At 51.4% G+C, this 20,516-nt stretch carries 14 protein-coding genes (1 of these 14 running past the window's edge); 11 read left to right on the forward strand and 3 right to left on the reverse strand.

The window, feature by feature from the left end:
- The 3 genes from F0L74_RS07440 (at position 1) to F0L74_RS07450 (ending at position 4,330) form a co-directional block, all read left to right on the forward strand.
- Positions 1-411: an RNA-binding S4 domain-containing protein gene (locus F0L74_RS07440; protein WP_149837165.1), complete on the forward strand. Its 411-nt coding sequence runs from the start codon at positions 1-3 to the stop codon at positions 409-411.
- A gap of 118 nt (positions 412-529) precedes the next feature.
- Complete coding sequence (gene lysA, locus F0L74_RS07445) at positions 530-1,759, forward strand: diaminopimelate decarboxylase (protein WP_149837166.1); 1,230 nt, start codon at positions 530-532, stop codon at positions 1,757-1,759.
- 234 nt (positions 1,760-1,993) lie between these two features.
- Positions 1,994-4,330, forward strand: coding sequence for a GAF domain-containing protein (locus F0L74_RS07450; protein WP_149837167.1), 2,337 nt, complete (start codon positions 1,994-1,996; stop codon positions 4,328-4,330).
- Positions 4,331-4,419: 89 nt separating this feature from the next.
- Here F0L74_RS07450 and F0L74_RS07455 read toward each other — a convergent pair whose 3' ends face one another.
- Together F0L74_RS07455 and F0L74_RS07460 are read right to left on the reverse strand one after the other, a co-directional pair.
- The gene (locus F0L74_RS07455; RefSeq protein WP_149837168.1) at positions 4,420-8,058 is read right to left on the reverse strand and encodes a BamA/TamA family outer membrane protein; all 3,639 of its coding nucleotides are present in this window, start codon (positions 8,056-8,058) and stop codon (positions 4,420-4,422) included.
- 101 nt (positions 8,059-8,159) lie between these two features.
- On the reverse strand, positions 8,160-9,011 hold the full coding sequence (locus F0L74_RS07460) for a hypothetical protein (RefSeq protein WP_149837169.1): 852 nt from the start codon (positions 9,009-9,011) through the stop codon (positions 8,160-8,162).
- A 95-nt stretch (positions 9,012-9,106) separates the two neighbouring features.
- Between F0L74_RS07460 and F0L74_RS07465 the strand changes: the two genes are divergently transcribed.
- The 5 genes from F0L74_RS07465 (at position 9,107) to F0L74_RS07485 (ending at position 15,198) form a co-directional block, all read left to right on the forward strand.
- Positions 9,107-10,372 carry a Pycsar system effector family protein gene (locus F0L74_RS07465; protein ID WP_149837170.1) on the forward strand — a complete coding sequence of 422 codons (1,266 nt, stop codon included), beginning with the start codon at positions 9,107-9,109 and terminating at the stop codon, positions 10,370-10,372.
- Between the two features lie 97 nt (positions 10,373-10,469).
- Positions 10,470-12,536: a polyphosphate kinase 1 gene (gene ppk1, locus F0L74_RS07470; protein ID WP_149837171.1), complete on the forward strand. Its 2,067-nt coding sequence runs from the start codon at positions 10,470-10,472 to the stop codon at positions 12,534-12,536.
- A gap of 173 nt (positions 12,537-12,709) precedes the next feature.
- The gene (locus tag F0L74_RS07475; protein WP_149837172.1) at positions 12,710-13,210 is read left to right on the forward strand and encodes a thioredoxin family protein; all 501 of its coding nucleotides are present in this window, start codon (positions 12,710-12,712) and stop codon (positions 13,208-13,210) included.
- A 7-nt stretch (positions 13,211-13,217) separates the two neighbouring features.
- A complete protein-coding gene (locus F0L74_RS07480) occupies positions 13,218-13,703 on the forward strand; it encodes a DUF4442 domain-containing protein (protein WP_246197638.1) in 486 nt (161 codons plus the stop codon).
- Between the two features lie 91 nt (positions 13,704-13,794).
- A complete protein-coding gene (locus tag F0L74_RS07485; protein ID WP_149837173.1) occupies positions 13,795-15,198 on the forward strand; it encodes an MBL fold metallo-hydrolase RNA specificity domain-containing protein in 1,404 nt (467 codons plus the stop codon).
- A 92-nt stretch (positions 15,199-15,290) separates the two neighbouring features.
- Here the strand turns inward: F0L74_RS07485 and F0L74_RS07490 are convergent, their stop codons facing one another.
- Positions 15,291-17,849: a M1 family metallopeptidase gene (locus F0L74_RS07490; RefSeq protein WP_149837174.1), complete on the reverse strand. Its 2,559-nt coding sequence runs from the start codon at positions 17,847-17,849 to the stop codon at positions 15,291-15,293.
- A 125-nt stretch (positions 17,850-17,974) separates the two neighbouring features.
- On the opposite strand from F0L74_RS07490, the gene F0L74_RS07495 reads away from it, so the two are divergent.
- The 3 genes in view from F0L74_RS07495 to truA are tightly spaced (at most 44 nt apart) and all read left to right on the forward strand, a layout consistent with a single transcriptional unit that may run on beyond the window.
- Complete coding sequence (locus tag F0L74_RS07495) at positions 17,975-18,472, forward strand: biotin/lipoyl-containing protein (protein ID WP_149837175.1); 498 nt, start codon at positions 17,975-17,977, stop codon at positions 18,470-18,472.
- 44 nt (positions 18,473-18,516) lie between these two features.
- Positions 18,517-20,199, forward strand: coding sequence for a DUF4476 domain-containing protein (locus F0L74_RS07500; protein WP_149837176.1), 1,683 nt, complete (start codon positions 18,517-18,519; stop codon positions 20,197-20,199).
- Positions 20,199-20,516: the start of a tRNA pseudouridine(38-40) synthase TruA gene (truA, locus tag F0L74_RS07505; RefSeq protein ID WP_149837177.1), read on the forward strand. 453 nt of this gene lie beyond the right edge of the window; only the first 318 of its 771 coding nucleotides appear in the window; its start codon is at positions 20,199-20,201; its stop codon lies off the right edge, out of view. Before F0L74_RS07500 ends, truA begins: the two co-directional genes overlap by 1 nt.

The raw sequence follows: 20,516 nt of genomic DNA on the forward strand, positions 1-20,516 counted from the left end.
ATGGCTGCAACGCAAACAACAGAAAAGCTACGGCTGGATAAATACCTCTGGGCCATCCGCGTCTTTAAGACGCGGACCCAGGCCTCCACTGCATGCGAGGCCGGTAAAGTGAAAATGAACGGCTCGGCCGTAAAAGCCGCCCGTACCGTTAGTGTGGGCGATCAGTACGAAATAAAGAACGAAGCCCGCCGGTGGAAGATCGAGGTCACCGGCCTGCTGCATACCCGCCAGCAATACACAGAAGCGATCAAATATTATGTAGATATCACTACGGAAGAAGACCAGCTGTATAACCAGCGCGTGGCCGCTACCTTCTATACCGGTAAACGTATCAGTAAGATCGGCCGCCCTACCAAACGGGAACGCCGCGATCTGGACGGTTTCATGGAAGGGGAGAAGGAAGAGGAATAACCCGCATTACGTTTTCTCATATTTGCGTAGTAAATTCGCGCATCTTTTTGATCCCGGGTGCACGCTGGGTGTTCGCCGGCAACATCCGGGATCTCATGTTTTAAAATCTACGCAATAAATGCCTACTAAACAAAGCGATGTACTTTCCGCTGAATTCCTGGTAAAGATCGCGGAAGAATTTGGTACCCCCGTATACGTGTATCACGCGGAAAAGATCAAGATCCAGTACGAAAAACTGCAGAAGGCCTTTACCAAAACGGACGCCCGTTTCTTCTATGCCTGTAAGGCGCTTACCAATATCAACGTTCTCAAGTACATCAACTCCCTGGGCTGCGGGCTGGATACCGTATCCATCCAGGAAGTACAGCTGGGCCTTAAAGCCGGTTTCGATCCCCGTAACATCATCTTCACGCCCAATTGCGTGGACCTGCAGGAGATCATTGCCGCCAAAGACCTGGGCGTAAACATCAATATCGATAACATCTCCATCCTGGAGCAGTTTGGCAATAAATTCGGCGGCAGCTATCCCATCTGCATCCGTATGAACCCGCATATCATGGCCGGCGGTAACTTTAAGATATCTACCGGCCACGTGGATAGCAAGTTTGGTATTTCCATCCACCAGCTGCGCCATATAGAACGTATCGTAAAAAGCACTAAGTTGAAGGTGACCGGCCTGCACATGCATACCGGCTCAGAAATAAAGGATGTGGACGTGTTCCTGCGCGGCGTGGAGATCATGTTCGAAATGGCAGAGCATTTCCCGGACCTGGAATTTATAGACCTGGGCAGCGGCTTTAAAGTAGCCTACCAGCAGGGCGATCCGGAAACGGATATAGACCAGCTGGGTAAAAAACTGTCAGACGCCTTCAACAATTTCAATAAGAACTACCATCGCCCCCTGCAGCTGTGGTTTGAGCCGGGAAAATTCCTGGTAAGCCAGAGCGGCTATTTTGTGGTAAAGACCAACGTGATCAAACAAACCACCGCTACCGTATTCGTAGGCGTGAACTCCGGGTTTAACCACCTCATCCGCCCTATGTTCTACGATGCATTCCACCTGATTCGCAACATCTCCAACCCTAAAGGCACAGAACGCATCTATACCGTAGTGGGTAATATCTGCGAAACAGACACCTTTGGCTGGGACCGCAAGATCAACGAAGTACGGGAAGGCGATTTCCTGGTGTTCTATAACGCCGGCGCCTATGGCTTCGAAATGTCGTCTAACTTTAACTCCCGCCTTAAACCGGCAGAAGTGCTGGTGAAAGACGGCAAACCCCATCTTATCCGTAAAAGGGATGTGCTGGATGATTTGCTGAAGAACCAGATTGAAATAACTTTCTGATAATCATATTATTAATTATATAAGCGCTGTCTTCCCTGGAGGCAGCGCTTATTTTTACCCCTTCCTGTACCTACCCATCCCCACATTAGGGGTATGCGCACATTCATAAATTTCCGTTAACTTTGCCTAAATTACTTCTTCCCAACTGCTTGATCCTGCACACATACACTGTTCGTGACCGTCTTAAGAAAGCTAAAATATTTGGATTTGAATTAAATTATACTCACGTTGACTATGAGAGTTTTAACCGCACAAACAGGTGTTTTTAAAGACGAAGGGATCATCGAAAGCAGGATCTCCTTCGCCCCCTTTGTGAGGTTCCTGAAAGAAAAGGCGGACGATGAAGGTGATACGAGGGCGTCCTATTACCGCCAGCTGGTAGACAAGTTTGAACAGACCCCCGGTGTAATGGCTCCCCTAAAGGGCCCCGAAGAAGTAGCGCGCCACCAGGAATTACTGGATATAGTGGCCGCCAGCGTATTCCCCATTACAGCGGATATGGATAAGGATATATATGGCATCGGTATGCCATACAAATTTGCCATCTTCTACTACTCCGAACAATTCAAAAAGGTATTCACAAAGGATGGCGAGCACCTCGCCACCGCCCCCCACGGCTTTTCCATGGAAAAAGCCGAACGCGAAAAAAAGGAATGGCTGTATAAGCTCATCCTTAAAAAAGTATACAAGTTCCCCGTGAACTATGATACAGAGATCATCCACACCGTAGCTACCCCGGACAACAGCAGCGGCATAAAAGGATATGTAAAGGTAAAGGTAGACCCCCGCTTCGTGGAAGTGAAGGTAAAAGGCCCCTTGCCGGAACTGTCCTATGATCAGCTCTGCTTTAAAAAGGTATGCCTTAGCTGGCTGGAAGAGATCCTGCCCCTCAGCCTTTTTGCGCTGGAAGGATTTGTGATCTGGACCGTAAAGGATGTGACCCAGGAGCAGGTAACCAGCCGTGTAAAGGACCTCGTCATGAACATGAACGAGCATAATGAGCTGCAGAGCTATCGCAAGCTGGAAGAAAATATCCTGGCCGCCTCCCAGTTACGGGACGCTGCCGTGCACCTGCTGCCCATTCCCAAGATCAATGGCCGCTACCTGCTGGAGTCCCGCTTTAGCGAAAAAGACATTGTGCTGGGCATGAAGGGGAACGAAAAACAGCAACAGCACCTGTTCCAGCAAATGCTGGACTATGTGATCCAGAACCCGCAACCCCTGGTAATACCGGATGTCACAGACGCTACCATACAGCCCTACAGCTTCCTGAAATACCTGCCCCTCAAAGGCATCAGGAGTTTTATGCTGGCCCCGGTGATGCATAAGGACGAGCTGCTGGGTATTGTGGAGATAGCCTCCACCACAGACAATGCCATCAACCTGGAAGCGCTGGAGCAACTGGAGCCGTTGTATCCCATGGCGGTGCTGCTGCTGAGCAGAAGCCTGGATATCCTCAACAGCCGGGTAACAGGCGTTATAAAAGAACAGTTCACCGCCCTGCAACCGGCCGTGGAATGGAAGTTTGTGGATGCCGCCTGGCAGTACCTGCATACGCCGGCCGCCGAGCGTAAAGATATTGGCAACATCACCTTCGAAGAGGTATACCCCCTCTACGGAGCTGTGGATATCCGTAACTCTTCCGTGGAGCGCAGCAATGCCATCCACGAAGACCTCCGCGAACAGCTGCTGCTGATCCAGGAGACCCTGGAACAGGTAGATGGTACCATCCACCTGCCCTTGCTGGAAGAGCTGCGTTTTAAGAACGATGACCTGCTCAAAGGCATAGACGACACCATGGTATCGGAAGAAGAGCAGCAGATCAACGACTTCCTCAATGAGGAGATCGCCCCGCTGTTCCGCCATCTGTACGATAGCAATGTACAGCTGCAGCCTGCCCTGGACCGCTACTTCAAGACCATCGACAAGTCCGAAGGTCATATCCTGCACCACCGCCAGGAATACGAAGAAAGCCTGGCCAGGATCAATATGGAGATCAGCAAGTACCTCGATAAAGAAAAGGATAATATACAGCTCTCCTTCCCCTGTTACTTCGAAAAGTACCGTACAGATGGGATAGAGTATAATATCTACATCGGTCAGTCCATCTCCCAGCAACAGAAGTTCGACCTGCTGTACCTGCGCAACCTGCGCCTGTGGCAGCTGAGCTCTATGGCAGAAGTGGCCCGGATCACCCATAAGCTCAAACAGGAGCTCAAGGTGCCCCTGCAAACCACCCAGCTTATATTGGCGCACAGCAATCCCATAGATATCAGCTTCCGCCAGGACGAACGCCGCTTTGATGTGGAGGGCGCCTATAATATCCGCTACGAGATCATGAAGAAAAGGATAGATAAGGTGCATGTACAACCCGGTGGCGAACGGCTTACCCAGCCCAACACCATCGCCGTGGTATACTCCTATGCCAAGGAAATGGAAGAGTACCGTAAGTACATCCAGTTCCTGCAGAACAAAGGCATCCTTAAACCCGGTATCGAAATGCTGGACCTGGAAGAGTTACAGGGCATCAGCGGCCTGAAGGCCATGCGGGTAGAGGTGAATTTAGATTAGCTGTTAGCTTAACGAACCATACTTAAAAAACAAAAGAGGAAGTCCGCCAGGACTTCCTCTTTGTATATCCGCTTAGTGCTAAAAGCTGTTTAGAATCTGAACCCAAAAGTAAAATACGGCAATGCCCCTTCCTGCGAAGCGCCTACCGTAGCCGTTATAATAAACATATTCACCGGTGAGAAGTACAACCCGCCGCCATAGCCATCATGCCATACGCCGGATTTTTCTCCCTTCAGCCATACCCTGCCCACGTCATTGAACGCCAGCAGCCCAACAGATGCAGGGAACAGGTAAGATTTGAACGAGAACAGCCGCAGGCGCAGCTCCGTATTATTATACACCATGCTGCTACCGGAAAAGCGGAAGTTACGGTAACCGCGCAGGTTAGCTACCCCGCCCAGCTGCATCGCCTGGAAGAATTCATAATGTCCCCAGATGACGCCGCCGCCAAAACGGGTCACGATCACAAAATTGGCCGGTACCCTAAAGCTGGTATAGATGCTCATATCAGACTGCAGCTGCAGGTAATGCCGGTTCTCCTGGTTCAGCCCCTGGTTGCCAAACAGGCTGGTGGTCCATATTATACCACGGCTGGGCAGCAGTATATTATCACGGGTATCGATCTGTATGCCGGCTTTCAGGCCTGCATAATATTTGGATTGGAAAACGCTTAGGGAGTCCAGCCCGTTGTCCGGGAATTTGGTTACAAAACGGTCGTCGTTCTCGTCCTTGTCTAGCGCATAGTAAGAGAAGCTGGGGCCGTAGAACAACTGCACCTTGGAGGCCAGTTTGCTTTTTAGCAGTCCTTCCGCATTATACAGGTTATAACGGGAGCGGTAATACTGGATAGTGTTGGCCTTGTCAAACACCGTCTCATTGCCCAGGCCAAAGAAGTTAATGGTATTATGCGGCGCCTTGGCGTTGGCGGATAGTACCAGGTCCGTATTGCCAATGGCGTCTGTGAACTCTCCCTGGTAGCGGAAAGAGTAGGCCTCGGTGGCCACCGCATGTGTAGCCAGGAAAGTGTGCCTTACGGCAAATGGCGTTTTACGGAAACCCTGTCCGGTATACTGGAAGCCCAGCCCCAGGAATACGCCATCATCCTGGTTAAAGCCGCCGCCTACCAGCGGCATCAGTTTGTTGTATTTAAAGGCCATCCGGTCATAACGGATCACATCCGGACTGCTGGAGAGCAGCCGCCTGTCACGGCCGTTCATGGCAAAACTATCCTTGCCCTGTTTCAGGTCATAGATGCGGGCGCGTTTACCGCCAACAGTAGAGCTGTCTACATAGGTATCGCTGTCTTTACCGCCTATCATCCTTACCAGGATAGGAGAGCGGTGGTCGCCGCTAATAACGAACTGGTCGCTGCCGCCCAGGCCAAACAAACGTACCTCTTTGGTAATGGAGGGGTCAAAGATGCGGTCGTAAATAGGCTGTTCTCTTTCCCCGTCTTTACTGATCTTATAGGTAGTAACCTGTAGTTTGCCCTCCGGCAGCTTTTTCACGGAGAACAGCTCATTCTTTTTAGTGCCGGGTATATCCACTTCTTTGGACAGGAAATGATAGTACTTCAACGCTTCTTTCCCCAGCAGGTCGCGCCGGCCTTTTAAGCCCTGCAGGGTGCGGTCCCCGGCCATCAGACGTACCGTATCCGGGAAGCGGGTGATGGCGTCCGCCAATACGCTGTCGTTCAGCTGCTGCTGCATCAGTTTTGTATGCGCCTCCCATTGTTCCTGGGTGGTGGCATTCAGAAAAGAGCGGTCAAAATAACGGGCGTTAAAGCCAAACCCGTCTATATCCTGGTAAGTGGGCCGGAAGCCCTGGAACTTAGGTTGGATCCAGCGCCTGGAAGCAATCCGTGGCAATATGCCTTCACTCACAAAAAAAGCCTGGTCCCGGTCACGGGGAATAGGATAATATTCCTTGCCCTTGCTCTTCTTACCATCGTTCGTGCTCCAGCGCCATTGGTCGTCATGGCGGTCCCAGTCGCCTACCAGCATATCCAGCAGCCGGGCATGCAGCACCGCCTCCTGGTCCACCCGGTTGTCATTATCTTCCTGGATCTTGTCCAGCAATTTTTCTGTATTATAGGTCTTATCCTTTGTCGGCTCACGTTCTTCAAACAGGTAGAGGTCCCCGCCAAAATCATTCTCATAAATACCAAGGGAAGTGTCTTTGGGCAGGTATACAAACGTAGGCTCCGCATGGGGAATGCCCGCTGCTTTGGCCAGCGAGGCTACCACTGATGGGGCATAGGGGTTGGATGCGGAGATCTGGTCCTGCACCACTTCCACCGCAAATGTCTCCCGGAACTCTTCCGGTAGGGCATTCCGGGGATCCTTTTTCAGAGAGCGTAGCACCCATTCTTTGCCGCTGGCGTCCTCCAGGCGCAGGGAGCGGGTTTGCATGCCGCCACCACGCTGGGTGATCTTCAGCCCGCCTTTTTCCTTATTGATATCAAACACGGGGAACTTTAACGGGGCGGCCCATATGTTACGGTAGTTATTGCCCAGCCAAAACCGCTGCAGGCCGCTGGCAGTTTCGTAACGGGGATCCGTGGGCATGGTAACAAAAGCCGGCAGTTCAGCAGCCGGCGTTCCGCTGGCCGCGGCGGCTTTTATCTCCTGTATGTTAAAGAGGTTACTGGCATAAACCGGCTCCGGCAGCTTGTCTGCCAGGTAGTACTGTACCCGTAAAGTGCCATCCTGCATTAGCTCCAGCGCGCTAAAACCATTGCCATAAGTGGCAAAAAGGGAGTTGCTGCCCTTCTTTACCCGGTCATGTTTGGCGCCGCTGCCGCTTACCACATAATAGTTTTGCTGTTCCTTTAATAATTGCAATGCATGGTCATGCCCTGCTACAAATACCGTGGGCCCATGTCCTTTAAAGGCTTCTTCCACCCCTTTTATCATGGCCTGGTATTCGGGATGGGGAATGTCTTCCCGTGCGCCAAACACACCCCTGGCCAGGGGATAGATGGAACCCAGCACCGGCAGCGGAATATACAGGCTTGGCTTCAGGTCCGTGAAGGGAAATATATGTTGTTTGATGGTGTAATAACCGCCATGTATACCGTGGCTGCGTAAAGGGTGATGGGTGGCAAATAGCAGCAGCTTGCCGGAGTTGCGGTTCACAATATCCCGCAGCGCCACCAGTACCTCTTCCTTATCCTTACAGTCGCAACCTGAGCTGCCCCCGGGTTTGGCATAAGGGAATAACCACCACTCGCTGTCCATTACGATCAGTGTCACATTTGTGCTGATGGGCACGGCCACTGGCCCCGGACATCCATCCTTTGGAAAATACAGCACATTGGGCAACTGCAGTCCATCTACATATTGCTGCTCATTCCGGATGGTCTCCCAGCCATTGGGTTTGCTCTTGGCCCAGTCATGGTTACCCGGTACAAAAATTACCCTGGCAGCCATGCCCTTCACCAGGTTGGCCTGGTAGTCAAGTATCTCTTTTGCATGCGCGTAATCAGAGGAACTCTCATCAGGTAACCCATGCGGGTATACGTTGTCGCCCAGGTACAGGATCGTATTACGGGCGTCCTGCATGTTAAATTGTTTACGTACCGCATCCACTACGGGGTTACGGCCGTCCTGGTGCAGCTCGCCGGCGTCGCCAATTAATATGATACGCTGTACTACGCTATCTGTTTGCGCATGTGCAACAAGGCTCCAGCCGGCGGCAACGAGCAATAAGAATGTTCTACGGAACATGGGATGTTATTTTAATAGATACGGTTGATGGCAAATCAAATACGAATATCGTAACACGATGCTGATTCCTGATGTACAGATTACCGTTTTTGATGTGCGATTTACGGCTTGTAGCTAAACTTCAATATGTCGGCAATACTTTCGCCTGCTTCGTTGGAGATATACATATCCCCATTAGGGGCAAAAGAAAGCCCTTCCGGCTGCTCAAATAATTTGTGCTTCAGATGGTATACCTCCTGCACTTTTCCATCCAGCCCGGTGATCACCAGCATCTGGTTCACAGAAGAGATGATGTACAGGCGGTTTTCTTTGGGGTGTATTGCCGCCGCGGACGGGCGGAAATTTTTCATATCAATACCGCCCAGCCGCGCAATCTCCGTAACATCTATCCGGTATGCCGGATCGGTATCAAACTGGAAATTGTCCAGGTGAAAACGGTACGCGCTGGTAGCCCGTTGCGCCTTATCCTCCTCGCACTGCTTACAGATCATGATCACGCTGTTGGAAAGCGTATCCAGGTAAATACTCTCAAACTCCTGTTTACCTTTTTTGGGGAAATGGTATTCTGTAGAGGTAACACTGTCCGTAAACGTATCATGCATCTGGTATAAAGTGCCGTTGCTCTTCAGTATCAGCCAGCCTTTTGGGGTATATACAAGATCCTCGTAATCGCCGCTCCGGCCAAATTTGGTAGCAGGGTAGGGTTTATCCGTGGTCACATCGATCTTAAAGACCTTGCCCTGCTCGTCATTAATGGAATAGATATGGTGCTCATCCGGGAATAACACAATGCCGGATATTTCCTGCATAGATTCCCTTACCCGGAACCGTTGTGGCTCTGTTAGTTTATAGCCTTTGGGGCTCTGATATTTCTTGGCCTGTCCGTTAAAGGAGTTACAGGAAAGAAGTGCCGGTATCAGCATAAACAGTACAAAGGGGTAGCGTCTAGTCATAGTTCCAGGTTAGATAAGCGTTAAGCATTCTGCCATTTACGTGGTAAATTTAAGTCAAAAATGCAGTAACTTGCCCTACTTGAGAATTGTTATTTATGCAAATAGGTCCCATCATAGAAGCTGCCGGTCAGTATGTTAAGACACAATATCAGCAACATCCGCATCCAAACCTCGTCTACCATAACCTCCTGCACACGCAGCAGGTGGTCCAGGCAGCAGAGCAGATAGCCGCCCATTACCGGCTACAGGAGCAGGATCAGCTGGTGGTACTGGTAGCCGCCTGGTTTCATGATATGGGCTACCTGCAAGGCCCTCCGCAACAGCATGAAGAAAATGGCGCCGCTATGGCCCGGTCCTTCCTGCATAGCCAGCAGGCGCCGGATGCGGTACAACAGCAGGTGGTAAGCTGTATCATGGCCACCAAAATGCCCCAGGCCCCACAGAACCTGCTGGAAGAGATTGTTTGTGATGCTGACCTCTTTCACCTGGGCTCCAAACATTATAAGGAACGTAGCAAACTAATGCGCCAGGAAGCGGAAACCGTTTCCGGCAACGAAATATCTTCCGTAGCCTGGACAGAGAAAAACCTTGTCTTCCTCGAAGGCCACCAGTATTTTACAGACTATTGCCGGGTGCTCCTCAAACAGCAAAAGGATGAGAACATAGCCTGGCTCAAGCGTAAGCTCGAAAAGAAAAAAGGCGACGCGCCCTCCCTGCCGCAGGTAGTGAACGCTTCGCCCGCCGCCGTGGAAAAAGCAGATAAGCAAAAAGAAACCAAAGAGGCAAAAGAGGTAAAGGAAGAAAAGAAAGAGAAAAAGGTTAAAAGACCGGAACGCGGCATCGAGACCATGTTCCGTATGACCTCCACGAACCATATACGCCTCAGCTCCATGGCAGATAGTAAGGCGCATATCATGATCTCCACCAACGCCATCATTATCTCCATTCTTTTATCCGTACTGCTGCGCAAGCTCGAAGATAATCCAAACCTGATCATACCTTCCTTTATCCTGCTGGCTACCAGCGTGGTCACTATCATCTACTCCGTACTGGCTACCCGCCCTAACGTAAGCAGGGGCGAGTTTACCCGGGATGATATCGAAAGGAAGAAAACAAACCTGCTTTTCTTTGGCAACTTCCACGGCATGGGCCTGGATGAATACCGCTGGGGTATGCAGCAGATGATGGAAGACGCAGACTTCCTGTATGGCAGCATGATCCAGGACATCTACTACCTGGGCGTGGTGCTGGGACATAAATACCGCTTGCTGCGTATAGCCTACAACATCTTTATGTTTGGGCTGATCATTTCCGTATTGGCTTTTATTATTGCAGTGATCTTCTTCCCCGTGAAGGAGTAAAAGATATATGATTAACAGTCTGCAGCCGATAGCCGTTAGTCATTCAGGACTAGCGGCTATCGGTTAATAGACCATCACCAAAGACTTTTATTGAACCATGGCTTTTGAAGTTCCATTATACGATCGTGATCTGAGCTGGCTTTCCTTTAACTACCGGGTATTATGTATGGCCAAGGATGCACGGGTACCACTATACGAGCGCATCCACTTCCTGTCTATCTTCTCTTCCAACCTGGATGAGTTTTTCCGGGTACGCATGCCCGCTGTGCTGGCCGTAAACCGCTTGCTGCAAAAAGATCCCGGCGCAGCAGGAGAGGAGCCGGTATCACCCGATACCCTCCCCGCCATCCAGCAGGAGATCAACCGCCAGCTGCAGGAGTTTGGACAGATCCTTAGCCAAAGCCTGCTGCCGGAGCTCAACCGCCAGCAGATCCATCTCTATTATAAGGAAGCTATCCCTGCCGTTCATCGCCCCTTTATAAAGGAATATTTCCTCACCAGGGTACTGGCTTACCTGCAACCGGTATGGCTGAATCGTAAACAAACATTTTTCCTGGAGAATAATACATTATACCTGGTGGTATCACTCAGCCCGGCAGCCGAACCCGCTAAACAGCGCTATGTCGTGGTGAACATTCCCAGCCAGCAGCTGCCCCGCTTCCTGGAGCTGCCCCCGCAGGAGGGTATGTATAATATGATCATGCTGGATGATGTGATCCAGGAGAACCTGCCTTTCCTGTTTTCCAATTATATCATTCACGGCTGTTACAGCATCAAGATCACCCGCGATGCGGAAGCTGACCTGAACGAGCTCAAAGGCGATGTGCTGGAACAGGTGGAAACCATGATCCGCAAGCGGGAGCTGGGTATCCCCACCCGTTTCCTGTATGATGCGGACATGCCGGATGAAACCCTGAACTACCTCTGCGCCTACTTTAATATCCTGCCCGGTGAGCCTGTACAGGGCGGCCGCTATCATAATTTAAAAGACCTGGCAGATCTGCCCATGCCTGTGAAACAACTGGCATTCACCTATGGCAAACTGCCCCCCGGCCGTATTCCGCTGCTGGAGAACACAGAACGTATTTGCGACGCCATTATGGAGCGGGATATCCTCCTGCATGTGCCATACCAGCGGTATGATTATATCCTGCGCTTCTTTAATGAAGCGGCCGCAGACCCGGATGTAAAAGAGATCTTTGTGACCCTGTACCGTATCGCCTCCGGCTCCCTCATCGCCAGTGCGCTGATAAGCGCGGCCCGTAACGGCAAGGAAGTGACCGTATTTGTGGAGCTAAAGGCCAGGTTTGATGAAGAGAATAATATCCGCTGGTCCAAGAAAATGAAAGCCGCCGGCGTGAAGATCGTATACAGCATACCCGGTCTTAAGGTACACGCTAAAACAGCCCTGGTAAAACGTAAGCGCGGCCACCGCTGGGACTACCTCGGCCTTATGGCTACCGGCAATTTTAACGAAAGCACCGCCCGTTTTTATACAGATCATGTGCTGCTCACGGCTCATTCCGGCATTACCCGCGAGCTGGAGCTGGTATTCCTGTACCTCCAGAGCCGCGAGCAACCGGCAGACTACCGCTTTATGAAGTTTAAGCACCTGCTGGTGGCGCAGTTTAATCTGATAGACAAGTTCTCCGCCCTTATAGATCGGGAAATAGCCCATGCCAAAGCCGGCCGGGAAGCCCGTATCATCATCAAGCTGAATAACCTCCAGGAAAAGCAGATGATCGCCAAACTATACGAAGCCGGACAGGCAGGCGTACAGGTACAGCTTATTGCGCGCAGCATCTGCTGTTTACAGCCTGATCTGCCGGAAAGCCCCAATATCACCGTTACCCGTATCGTAGACCGTTTCCTGGAGCACGCCCGCGTATTCATCTTCCACAACGGCGGCGAAGAAGAGGTATATATGGGCTCCGCAGACTGGATGAACCGTAACCTGCACCGCCGTATTGAGGTCTGCTTCCCGCTGTATGATCCTGCTCTGCAGGCCCAGGCCAAAGAGGTCATCCGCCTGCAGCTGGCGGATAATACCAATGCGGTAAGGCTCAGCACCACCATAGAGAACATACCTGTTCCCACGCCGGAAACCGGCCCGGTCGTGAACGCGCAAACTGCCATCCACGCCTACGTGCAATCGCTGGGCTAATGTGCTAATGTGCTAATGTGCTGATATGCTAATGTGTTAATATACCGGGATGCCGATATACCCGTAAAATTGTAACTTGTACATATTTACAGGAAATACTGGCTTTGCCAGGAAATACTGAATTGCCATCATTAGCACATTAGCACATTAGCATATCAGCACATTAGCACATTATGAAAAGCATCCTGATCTGTTGCATACTACTCTTTTCCGCTTCACTGGCAAACGCGCAGGCGCCCTATGACCTGGAACATATCTACGATCCCGGCGCCAATGCCGCGGCAGATCTGGAAAAGGCTGTACAGCAGGCCGCCCGCGAGCATAAACATGTATTATTGCAGATAGGCGGCAACTGGTGCATCTGGTGCCGAAGATTATATAAGGTAGTACATGACGACGCCGCACTCACAAAGCAGATAGATCAAAACTATGTGGTCTGCCACCTCAACTACAGCAAAGAGAACAAGAACCTGCCCCTGCTGCAACAGCTGGGGTACCCGCAGCGCTTCGGCTTTCCGGTGCTGGTGATCCTGGATGCAAAAGGCAACCGCCTCCATACCCAGAATACCGCGCTGCTCGAAGATGCGGACGGCTACGACAAAGAAAAGCTGCAGGATCTGTTCAAACAATGGTCGCCGGCAGCACTCAATCCCGCCCTCTACACAAATCAATAGTATAATTATGGCTTTTATTGATAAGGTCAGAAAACCCGTTCAGTTCTCCTTATTCCTCTTATGGAAACTGCCCAGCGCCTGGCTGTCAGGCGTAAGGGTAACCCAGATCCAGCCGGATAGCTGCACTACCGTAGTACCCTTCCGCTGGTTATCCCAGAACCCGTTCCGCTCCACCTATTTTGCCTGTCTGGCTATGGCGGCGGAAATGAGCTCCGGCCTGCTGGCCATTGCCCAGGTAGAAGATGTGGCGCCGGTGCGTGTATCCATGCTGGTAACCGGCATGCAGGCTAGTTTCATGAAAAAAGCAAAAGAGAAAACCTGGTTCACCTGCCGGGATGGAGCGGCCATACAGGCGGCCATCGCCCATACCGTAGCCACCGGCGAACCGGTGACCATTACCGTACAAAGTAATGGGGAGAGTAAGGACGGCACACTAATTGCCTCCTTCGCCATCACCTGGTCATTTAAACGGGCAGGCGAAAACCAAAAGTGAAACGAGCACTAGTTTTTATACATTTACCTTTCGAAATAAAGCCTGCTAACACGGGCGCTTTCACCCTTATTGTAAACTTTTGACTTGTCATATGAAGATCGCATTCCATGGAGCTGCCCGCACGGTAACGGGCTCCAAACATCTGGTTACTTTAAAGAATGGCAAAAAGATCCTGTTGGACTGCGGTATGTTCCAGGGAATGGGCAGGGAAACAGACGCCCTCAATCACGACTTTGGCTTTGATGCCGCCCATGTGGATTATATGCTGCTCTCCCATGCGCATATCGATCACAGCGGATTGGTGCCCCGCCTGATAAGGCTGGGCTACAAAGGGCCTATCTATTGCACGGATGCCACCTGTGACCTCACCAAGGTCTTACTCATGGACTCCGCGGAGATCCAGGAAGACGATCTCAAATTCACCAATAAAAAACGTGGGCGTATGGGCTTACCCCGCGAAGAGCCCCTCTACACCGTAGACGATGCAAAACATAGCCTGGAGGCCTTAAAACCCGTTGGATACAAAGAATGGTTCAGCGTATGCGATGGGGTAGAGGCCATGTTTACAGACGCCGGCCATATCATTGGCAGCGCTGCCGTGCACCTGCGTGTTACCGAAGACGGTAAGACCATACAACTCTCCTTCAGCGGCGATATCGGCCGTTATGGCGATGCCATCCTCCGCTCTCCGGATGTTTTTCCGCAGGCAGATTATATCGTGATGGAATCCACCTATGGCAGTAGCCTGCACGCAGAAGCCGCGCCCTCAGACGATGCCCTGCTGGAACAGATCCATAAGACCTGTGTTGTAAAAAAAGGGAAGCTGATCATTCCGGCCTTTAGCGTAGGCCGCACCCAGGAGCTGTTATACGCCCTTAACCGCGCCCAGCTCAATGGTAAGCTGCCCGCAGTAGATATTTTTGTGGACAGCCCGCTGTCCCTGGAGGCTACGGAAGTAGTGAAAAGCCATCCGGAAGACTTTAACAGCACAGTAGCCAAACTGCTGAAAATAGACAACGACCCCTTTGGGTTCCCCGGCCTCAGTTATATCAAGACTGTCGAAGAATCCAAAGCCCTCAACTTCCGCAAGGAACCTTGTGTGATCATATCCGCCAGCGGTATGGCGGAAGCCGGCCGTGTAAAACACCATATCGCCAATAATATCAGCGATCCGCGCACCACGATCCTGCTGGTGGGTTATTGCGAGCCGCAATCCCTGGGTGGCCGCCTTATGCGGGGCGCCAAAGAAGTATCCATCTATGGTACCCATTTCGAAGTAAAGGCAGATGTGGCCAGTATCCGCTCCATGAGCGCCCACGGCGACTACGAAGACCTGTATCAATGGCTGGCCTGCCAGGATCCCAACGCCGTAAAAAAACTCTTCCTGGTACATGGCGAGTACGAAGTACAGACCGTCCTCCGCGACTGGCTGCACAAAAAAGGCTTCCATGATATTGGCATACCTGAGCGCCACCAGGAAGCAGATCTTATATAAAGTCGTTAGCTATTATAAATACTAAAAGAAAAGGTCCGGTGGCACAATACCACCGGACCTTTTATATAAATCGCTCTTAATTCGTAATTGAATTACTCTTCTCCTCCACTCGCCGCACGCTCCTTCAGCTCCTGTACCACTTTCTGTATATATTCACTCTGTTTGGTCAGCTCGCCTTTCAGCTCGCCATTGCTGCTGTCGGCTTTCTGCTTTTTCTGTGATACGATAGGCTGCATAAGGCTAACCAGGTAATTGTTCACCATGTTATTCTTGAACTGGTCGGCCATGGCCTTCACCTGGTCAATACCTTTGGTAACAGCGGCAGTATTGTCCACATTCGCCAGGATATGCAGGTATTGCACGGCGGCGTCAAATTTGGCTTGTCCGCCGGATGCGTCTTCAAAAGCTTTTGCAAAGAATCCCAGGTCACTGTTATTGCCTTTCTTGGCATATACATCTGCAATGCCGGTGGTCAGCGCGCCTTTGGCCGTGCCTTCCATTTGTTTGGCAATGGTGTATGCCTTGTCTATATCCAGCGCGGCTAAGCCGGTAAGGGCGGCGCCGGCGGCGGCATAAGAACTGTCTTTAGTAGCTGCTTCAAACAGGGAGGCATATTGTGCGTCCTTCAGTTTGCCTAACTGTTGCAGTGCGGCCGTACGTACCTGCGCATCGTCATCGTTTTTGGCCATAGCGCTAAGGGCGCCGATGGTAGCTTCTTTCACGGCAGCATCATCCAGCTTCAGTCCTGCAATGGCCAGCCGGCGCAGACCGCCAAATTTATCCTTCAGCGCGGCAGCTACTACCTTACGGGCGTCTGCATTGGTGGTCTGTTGTTTCAAACAGGCCTCAATGGCTTCGCGGCGGTCCAGGTATTGCGGTGCATGCGCAAACTGGAATACATAGGTGCTCAGGTCGCGATGGTCTGTTTTCTTTACCAGCAGTACCTTATCGGCATCCACATTTACAAAATCCGGTTTGGTGGCATAAGAGAAGGTAAAAGTATCCACCTCGTCATTCATCATTACCTGGTGCCTTTCGGTTTTACCGCCGGCATATACGTCAATGGCCATCGGCAGTTGGAACGTCTTGCCGGTGGTCTGTGTTTGTTTCAGGATCACGCTTACGGTCTTGGCGGCATCATCGTAAGCATAATTGATATCCAGCTGGGGGAAACCCTGGCCAAAATACCATTGGTTAAAGAACCAGTTCAGGTCCCGGCCGGTCACTTCTTCAAAGGCCAGGCGCAGCTGGTGCGCTTCGGTGGATTTGAAGGCGTTGGTCTTCAGGTACAGGTTCAGGGATTTGAAGAACGCATCATCCCCTACATAGTTGCGCAGCATGTTCAGGATCCGGCCGCCTTTCTGGTAGCTAACCGCGTCAAACATGTCTTCTTTATCATGATAATGGAAACGTACCAGGTCGCGGTCACCGGCGTATTGGGTAAACTGCTGGTAGCTCTGCATGGATTTATAGCTATGCTCATCCGCCATATCCTTGCCGTATTTATGCTCAAACCACAGGTATTCGCTGTAGTCGGCAAAAGACTCGTTCAGGGTTAGGTTGCTCCAGGATTCGCAGGTGGCCAGATCGCCAAACCATTGGTGGAACAGCTCATGCGCAATTACGCTCTCGCCCTGTTTGTTATCATCCAGCAGCTCACGGCTGGTCTTCTGCAGAAAATCACCGTGCAGGGTAGCAGAGGTGTTCTCCATAGCGCCGGATACATAATCCCTTACTACGATCTGGGAGTACTTAGGCCAGGCATAGTCATAATTCAGGACGGTAGAGTAAAAGGTCAGCATCTCCGGCGTATTGCCAAAAATGGCTTTCGCGTAAGGAGCATACTCATGTTCTACATAATAGTTCACTTCTTTATTACGCCATTTGTCCTTGATAACGGCAAAATCGCCCACGGCCATCATAAACAGGTAAGGCGCATGGGGCAGGTCCATCTTCCAGGTATCGGTACGGGTGCCGTCAGCATTGTTTTTCTGGCTGGCCAGCACGCCGTTGGAGAGGGTCACGTATTTTTTGTCCACGGTCATGCTGATCTCGTCCGTGGTCTTCTGGTTGTTTTTGTCGATAGTAGGGAACCAGGCAGAGGAGGCCTCTGTTTCGCCCTGTGTCCATATCTGGATCGGTTTATTGGGCTCTTTACCATCCGGGTTGATGAAATACAGGCCTTTGGCGTCGTTAATAGCGGCGCTGCCTTTTACCTTCAGCTCATCCGGTTTGGCGGTATAATCTATATATACAATATAAGAATCGGTGCTTTTATAGGTCTTGCCCAGCTGTATACGTAGCTCCTGGCCATCATAATCATACTTCAGGGGACTGTTCTTGCCGCCGCTCACCAGTGCTATGGATTTGATATCCATGCCTTTAGCGTCCAGTGTCAGGGAGTCTGTGGGGTAGAAATGGGGTTTCAGGGTGATCCATGCCTTCCCGTACAGGTACCTTTTAGCATAATCAAAGCGTACATCCAGTTTCGTATGCACCAGGTCATTGATCTTGGTGGCCGTAGCCCGGTATATCTTCAGTGAGGGGTCGTTCGGTTCATCGGCGTTTTGAGCCATGGCAGGGGCATAGAAGGCTGTTCCGGCAACACCTCCCAACAGTAGGCTCAGTAAAGTTTTCTTCAATACGTTCATGTAAAATCTGTTTTAATCAAATGTAGCAGGTCTGTTATTTGCAAAGACCCAAATTTAAACAAATGGCCTAAATACGACGCAAGTGGTTAAAATTCCCCCTATTTTTGTTGCAAGACAAAGCAATAATGATAAAGGCAACTGTAAACGGGAATACGCCCTTTAGCATACAGACAGGGACGGAAGTCATTTGTAATGAGCAAAAGGTAGATTGGTCAGCTGTTCAGCTGCCTGCGGGTAATTACAGCATCGTGGTTGACGGGAAAAGCTTTAATGCACAGGTATTGAAACTGGACCGGGACGCCAAAACAGTGACCCTGGAGATCCAACACCAGGTATATGAAGTAAGTTTAGAAGAACCTATAGACCAACTGCTGGCCGCCATGGGCATCAAAGACGCCCTCACCCATAAAGTGAACGATATAAAGGCCCCCATGCCGGGCCTCGTACTAAAAGTGCTCGTAGAGCCCGGCCAGGCCATCCGCAAAGGAGACCCGGTACTGATACTGGAAGCCATGAAAATGGAGAATGTATTCAAATCAGCAACAGACGCCGTCGTAAAAGCAATCAAGGTAAACCCCGGTACAGCAGTAGAAAAAGGGGAGGTGTTGATAGTGCTGGAATAATATTTGCATAGCAACACAGCAATAACGCGTTTAGCAATTCTTGTATGATCCAATATTTTAAAAGATGGGGATATGTACTGGCTTTCCTGTTAATAGCCGGTAAACTGGCTGCACAGGAGACTGAGCCACAGTACTATATATATATCCAAAACGAAAAACCGCAACCTTTTTACGTTAAATATAAAGATAAGGTCCTCAGCTCATCAGACCGGGGGTATATCATCCTGTCTGAGCTGCCGGCCGGCTCCACCTCCCTGGTGGTAGGTTTCCCCAGGAACGAAGCCCCGGAACAGCCCTTTACGGTGCGCCTGGGCAAGGCAGACCAAGGCTTTCTGTTAAAACAGACTGCGGAGCAGCATTATGCCCTGTACAACCTCCAGACGTACAGCGTTACCAAGACCTCCACCCCGGAAAAAGAGGACGTGCAGCCACCTGCTGATCCAGCCGTGGGTAATGCCGCTCCCTCCGGTGATACGGAAGTAGTGGCCACTACGCCCGCCCCTGCAGCCGATGCTCCGGTAGCAGAAACGCAGGCGCCGGATACCGCCGGGCAGGCCATGATGGCCGCCATGCGCCGCGACCTGGATACCGCCCTGGCAGGCAAAGCGGAGATCACCTCCGCCAGCAAACAACCCATAAAAAAACAACCCAGCAAATTTGCTGAAGCCCTCGATAAAGTAGTAAGTGACGACCGCCCGGATGATATCCAGCTCGAAGAACCGGCCGCGCCACCCGCAGCCGGCGTTGCCACTGCGGCAGCAGGAGCCGTAACAGACATCGCCCCGGAAGGAAAGAAGCCCCGCCGCAAACGGGGTAAGGACAGAGCGCCCCTCACACCGGAGGAGCAGGCCCTGTTAAAAGACGTAATGGCCCAGGAACAGCAGGCCGGCCAGGCTGACAGCGCCGTGGTGGTGGCCGCCGCACCTGTAACAGAAACGCCCGCGCCCGTAACGGAAACACCCGCACCGGCCACGGAAACACCGGCGCCGGCAACAGAAGCGCCAGCCGTAAAAGATACCACCGCCCCCGCGCCCCCTGCGGAAACGCAACCGGCAGTAGATTCCGCCGTTGCTACCATCCAGCCGGCAGATACTACGCCTGCCACTGAGCCAGCCGCAGAAGAAGCGCCAAAGGCAAAGAAACCCAAACGTAAAAAGTCATCCGATCCGGAATTTATAGAGTTCTCTACCGATGGGACCCAGCCCAAAGCGGCCGCGCCCCCCGCTGAAGTAGCCGCCGCCCCGGTAGAAGCCGCTACAGATGTAGCTGCCGCCACAGATATAGCGCCTGAAAAGGCGTCTAAAAAGAAAAAGCGCAAGCTGGCAGACGTAGTAGACGGCGAAGAACATCCTAACAACATCGTAACAGACAGCGTGGATTATTCCGCCCCCGTGCGAAAGGAAAAAGCTTCCGCGCTTAAAATGATCAATTCCGACTGCCAGAACGTAATGGACGATGCGGCATTCCGTAAGCTGCTCAGAAAGGTCGTAGCTGCAAAGGATGATGAGGGGATAATAGAGTCATTCAGCCGCAATACCCGTGGCTACTGCCTGGAGACTGCCCAGATAAGAAGACTTGCCCAGCTGTTGACAACGGACGAAACCCGTTATAAACTGCTGGACATGGCCTATCCAAAGGCCGCGGATTCTGAGAACTATGCCGGTTTAAGCGAATTGCTCAGCGACAGCTATTACCAGGGCCGTTTTAAAGCAATGCTGCACAAATAATGACCGAAGTTCCCGCCCAACGTTATTTTATCGACGTTTCCTATAAAGGCACGGCATATGCCGGTTTCCAGATCCAGGACAATGTACATACCGTACAATCCACCCTGGATAAAGCCTTAAGTACCCTATTACGCACGCCGGTGGTGACTACCGGATCCAGCCGTACAGACGCCGGCGTGCATGCCCTTCAGAACTTCCTGCATTTTGATACGGCAGTGGCCCTGCACCCGCAGTTCCTCTATAAAATGAATGCCATCCTGCCGGAAGATATCGTGCTCAAAGCCATTTACCCCGTTCCGCCAGATGCGCACTCCCGT

Source organism: Chitinophaga agrisoli, from assembly GCF_008386695.1.
GTDB classification, from domain to species: Bacteria; Bacteroidota; Bacteroidia; order Chitinophagales; family Chitinophagaceae; genus Chitinophaga; species Chitinophaga agrisoli.

Coding starts and splice junctions, on each gene's coding strand:
- F0L74_RS07440 (WP_149837165.1), top strand. CDS start 1: ATGGCTGCAACGCAAACAACAGAAAAGCTACGGCTGGATAAATACCTC.
- lysA (WP_149837166.1), top strand. CDS start 530: ATGCCTACTAAACAAAGCGATGTACTTTCCGCTGAATTCCTGGTAAAG.
- F0L74_RS07450 (WP_149837167.1), top strand. CDS start 1,994: ATGAGAGTTTTAACCGCACAAACAGGTGTTTTTAAAGACGAAGGGATC.
- F0L74_RS07455 (WP_149837168.1), bottom strand. CDS start 8,058: ATGTTCCGTAGAACATTCTTATTGCTCGTTGCCGCCGGCTGGAGCCTT.
- F0L74_RS07460 (WP_149837169.1), bottom strand. CDS start 9,011: ATGACTAGACGCTACCCCTTTGTACTGTTTATGCTGATACCGGCACTT.
- F0L74_RS07465 (WP_149837170.1), top strand. CDS start 9,107: ATGCAAATAGGTCCCATCATAGAAGCTGCCGGTCAGTATGTTAAGACA.
- ppk1 (WP_149837171.1), top strand. CDS start 10,470: ATGGCTTTTGAAGTTCCATTATACGATCGTGATCTGAGCTGGCTTTCC.
- F0L74_RS07475 (WP_149837172.1), top strand. CDS start 12,710: ATGAAAAGCATCCTGATCTGTTGCATACTACTCTTTTCCGCTTCACTG.
- F0L74_RS07480 (WP_246197638.1), top strand. CDS start 13,218: ATGGCTTTTATTGATAAGGTCAGAAAACCCGTTCAGTTCTCCTTATTC.
- F0L74_RS07485 (WP_149837173.1), top strand. CDS start 13,795: ATGAAGATCGCATTCCATGGAGCTGCCCGCACGGTAACGGGCTCCAAA.
- F0L74_RS07490 (WP_149837174.1), bottom strand. CDS start 17,849: ATGAACGTATTGAAGAAAACTTTACTGAGCCTACTGTTGGGAGGTGTT.
- F0L74_RS07495 (WP_149837175.1), top strand. CDS start 17,975: ATGATAAAGGCAACTGTAAACGGGAATACGCCCTTTAGCATACAGACA.
- F0L74_RS07500 (WP_149837176.1), top strand. CDS start 18,517: ATGATCCAATATTTTAAAAGATGGGGATATGTACTGGCTTTCCTGTTA.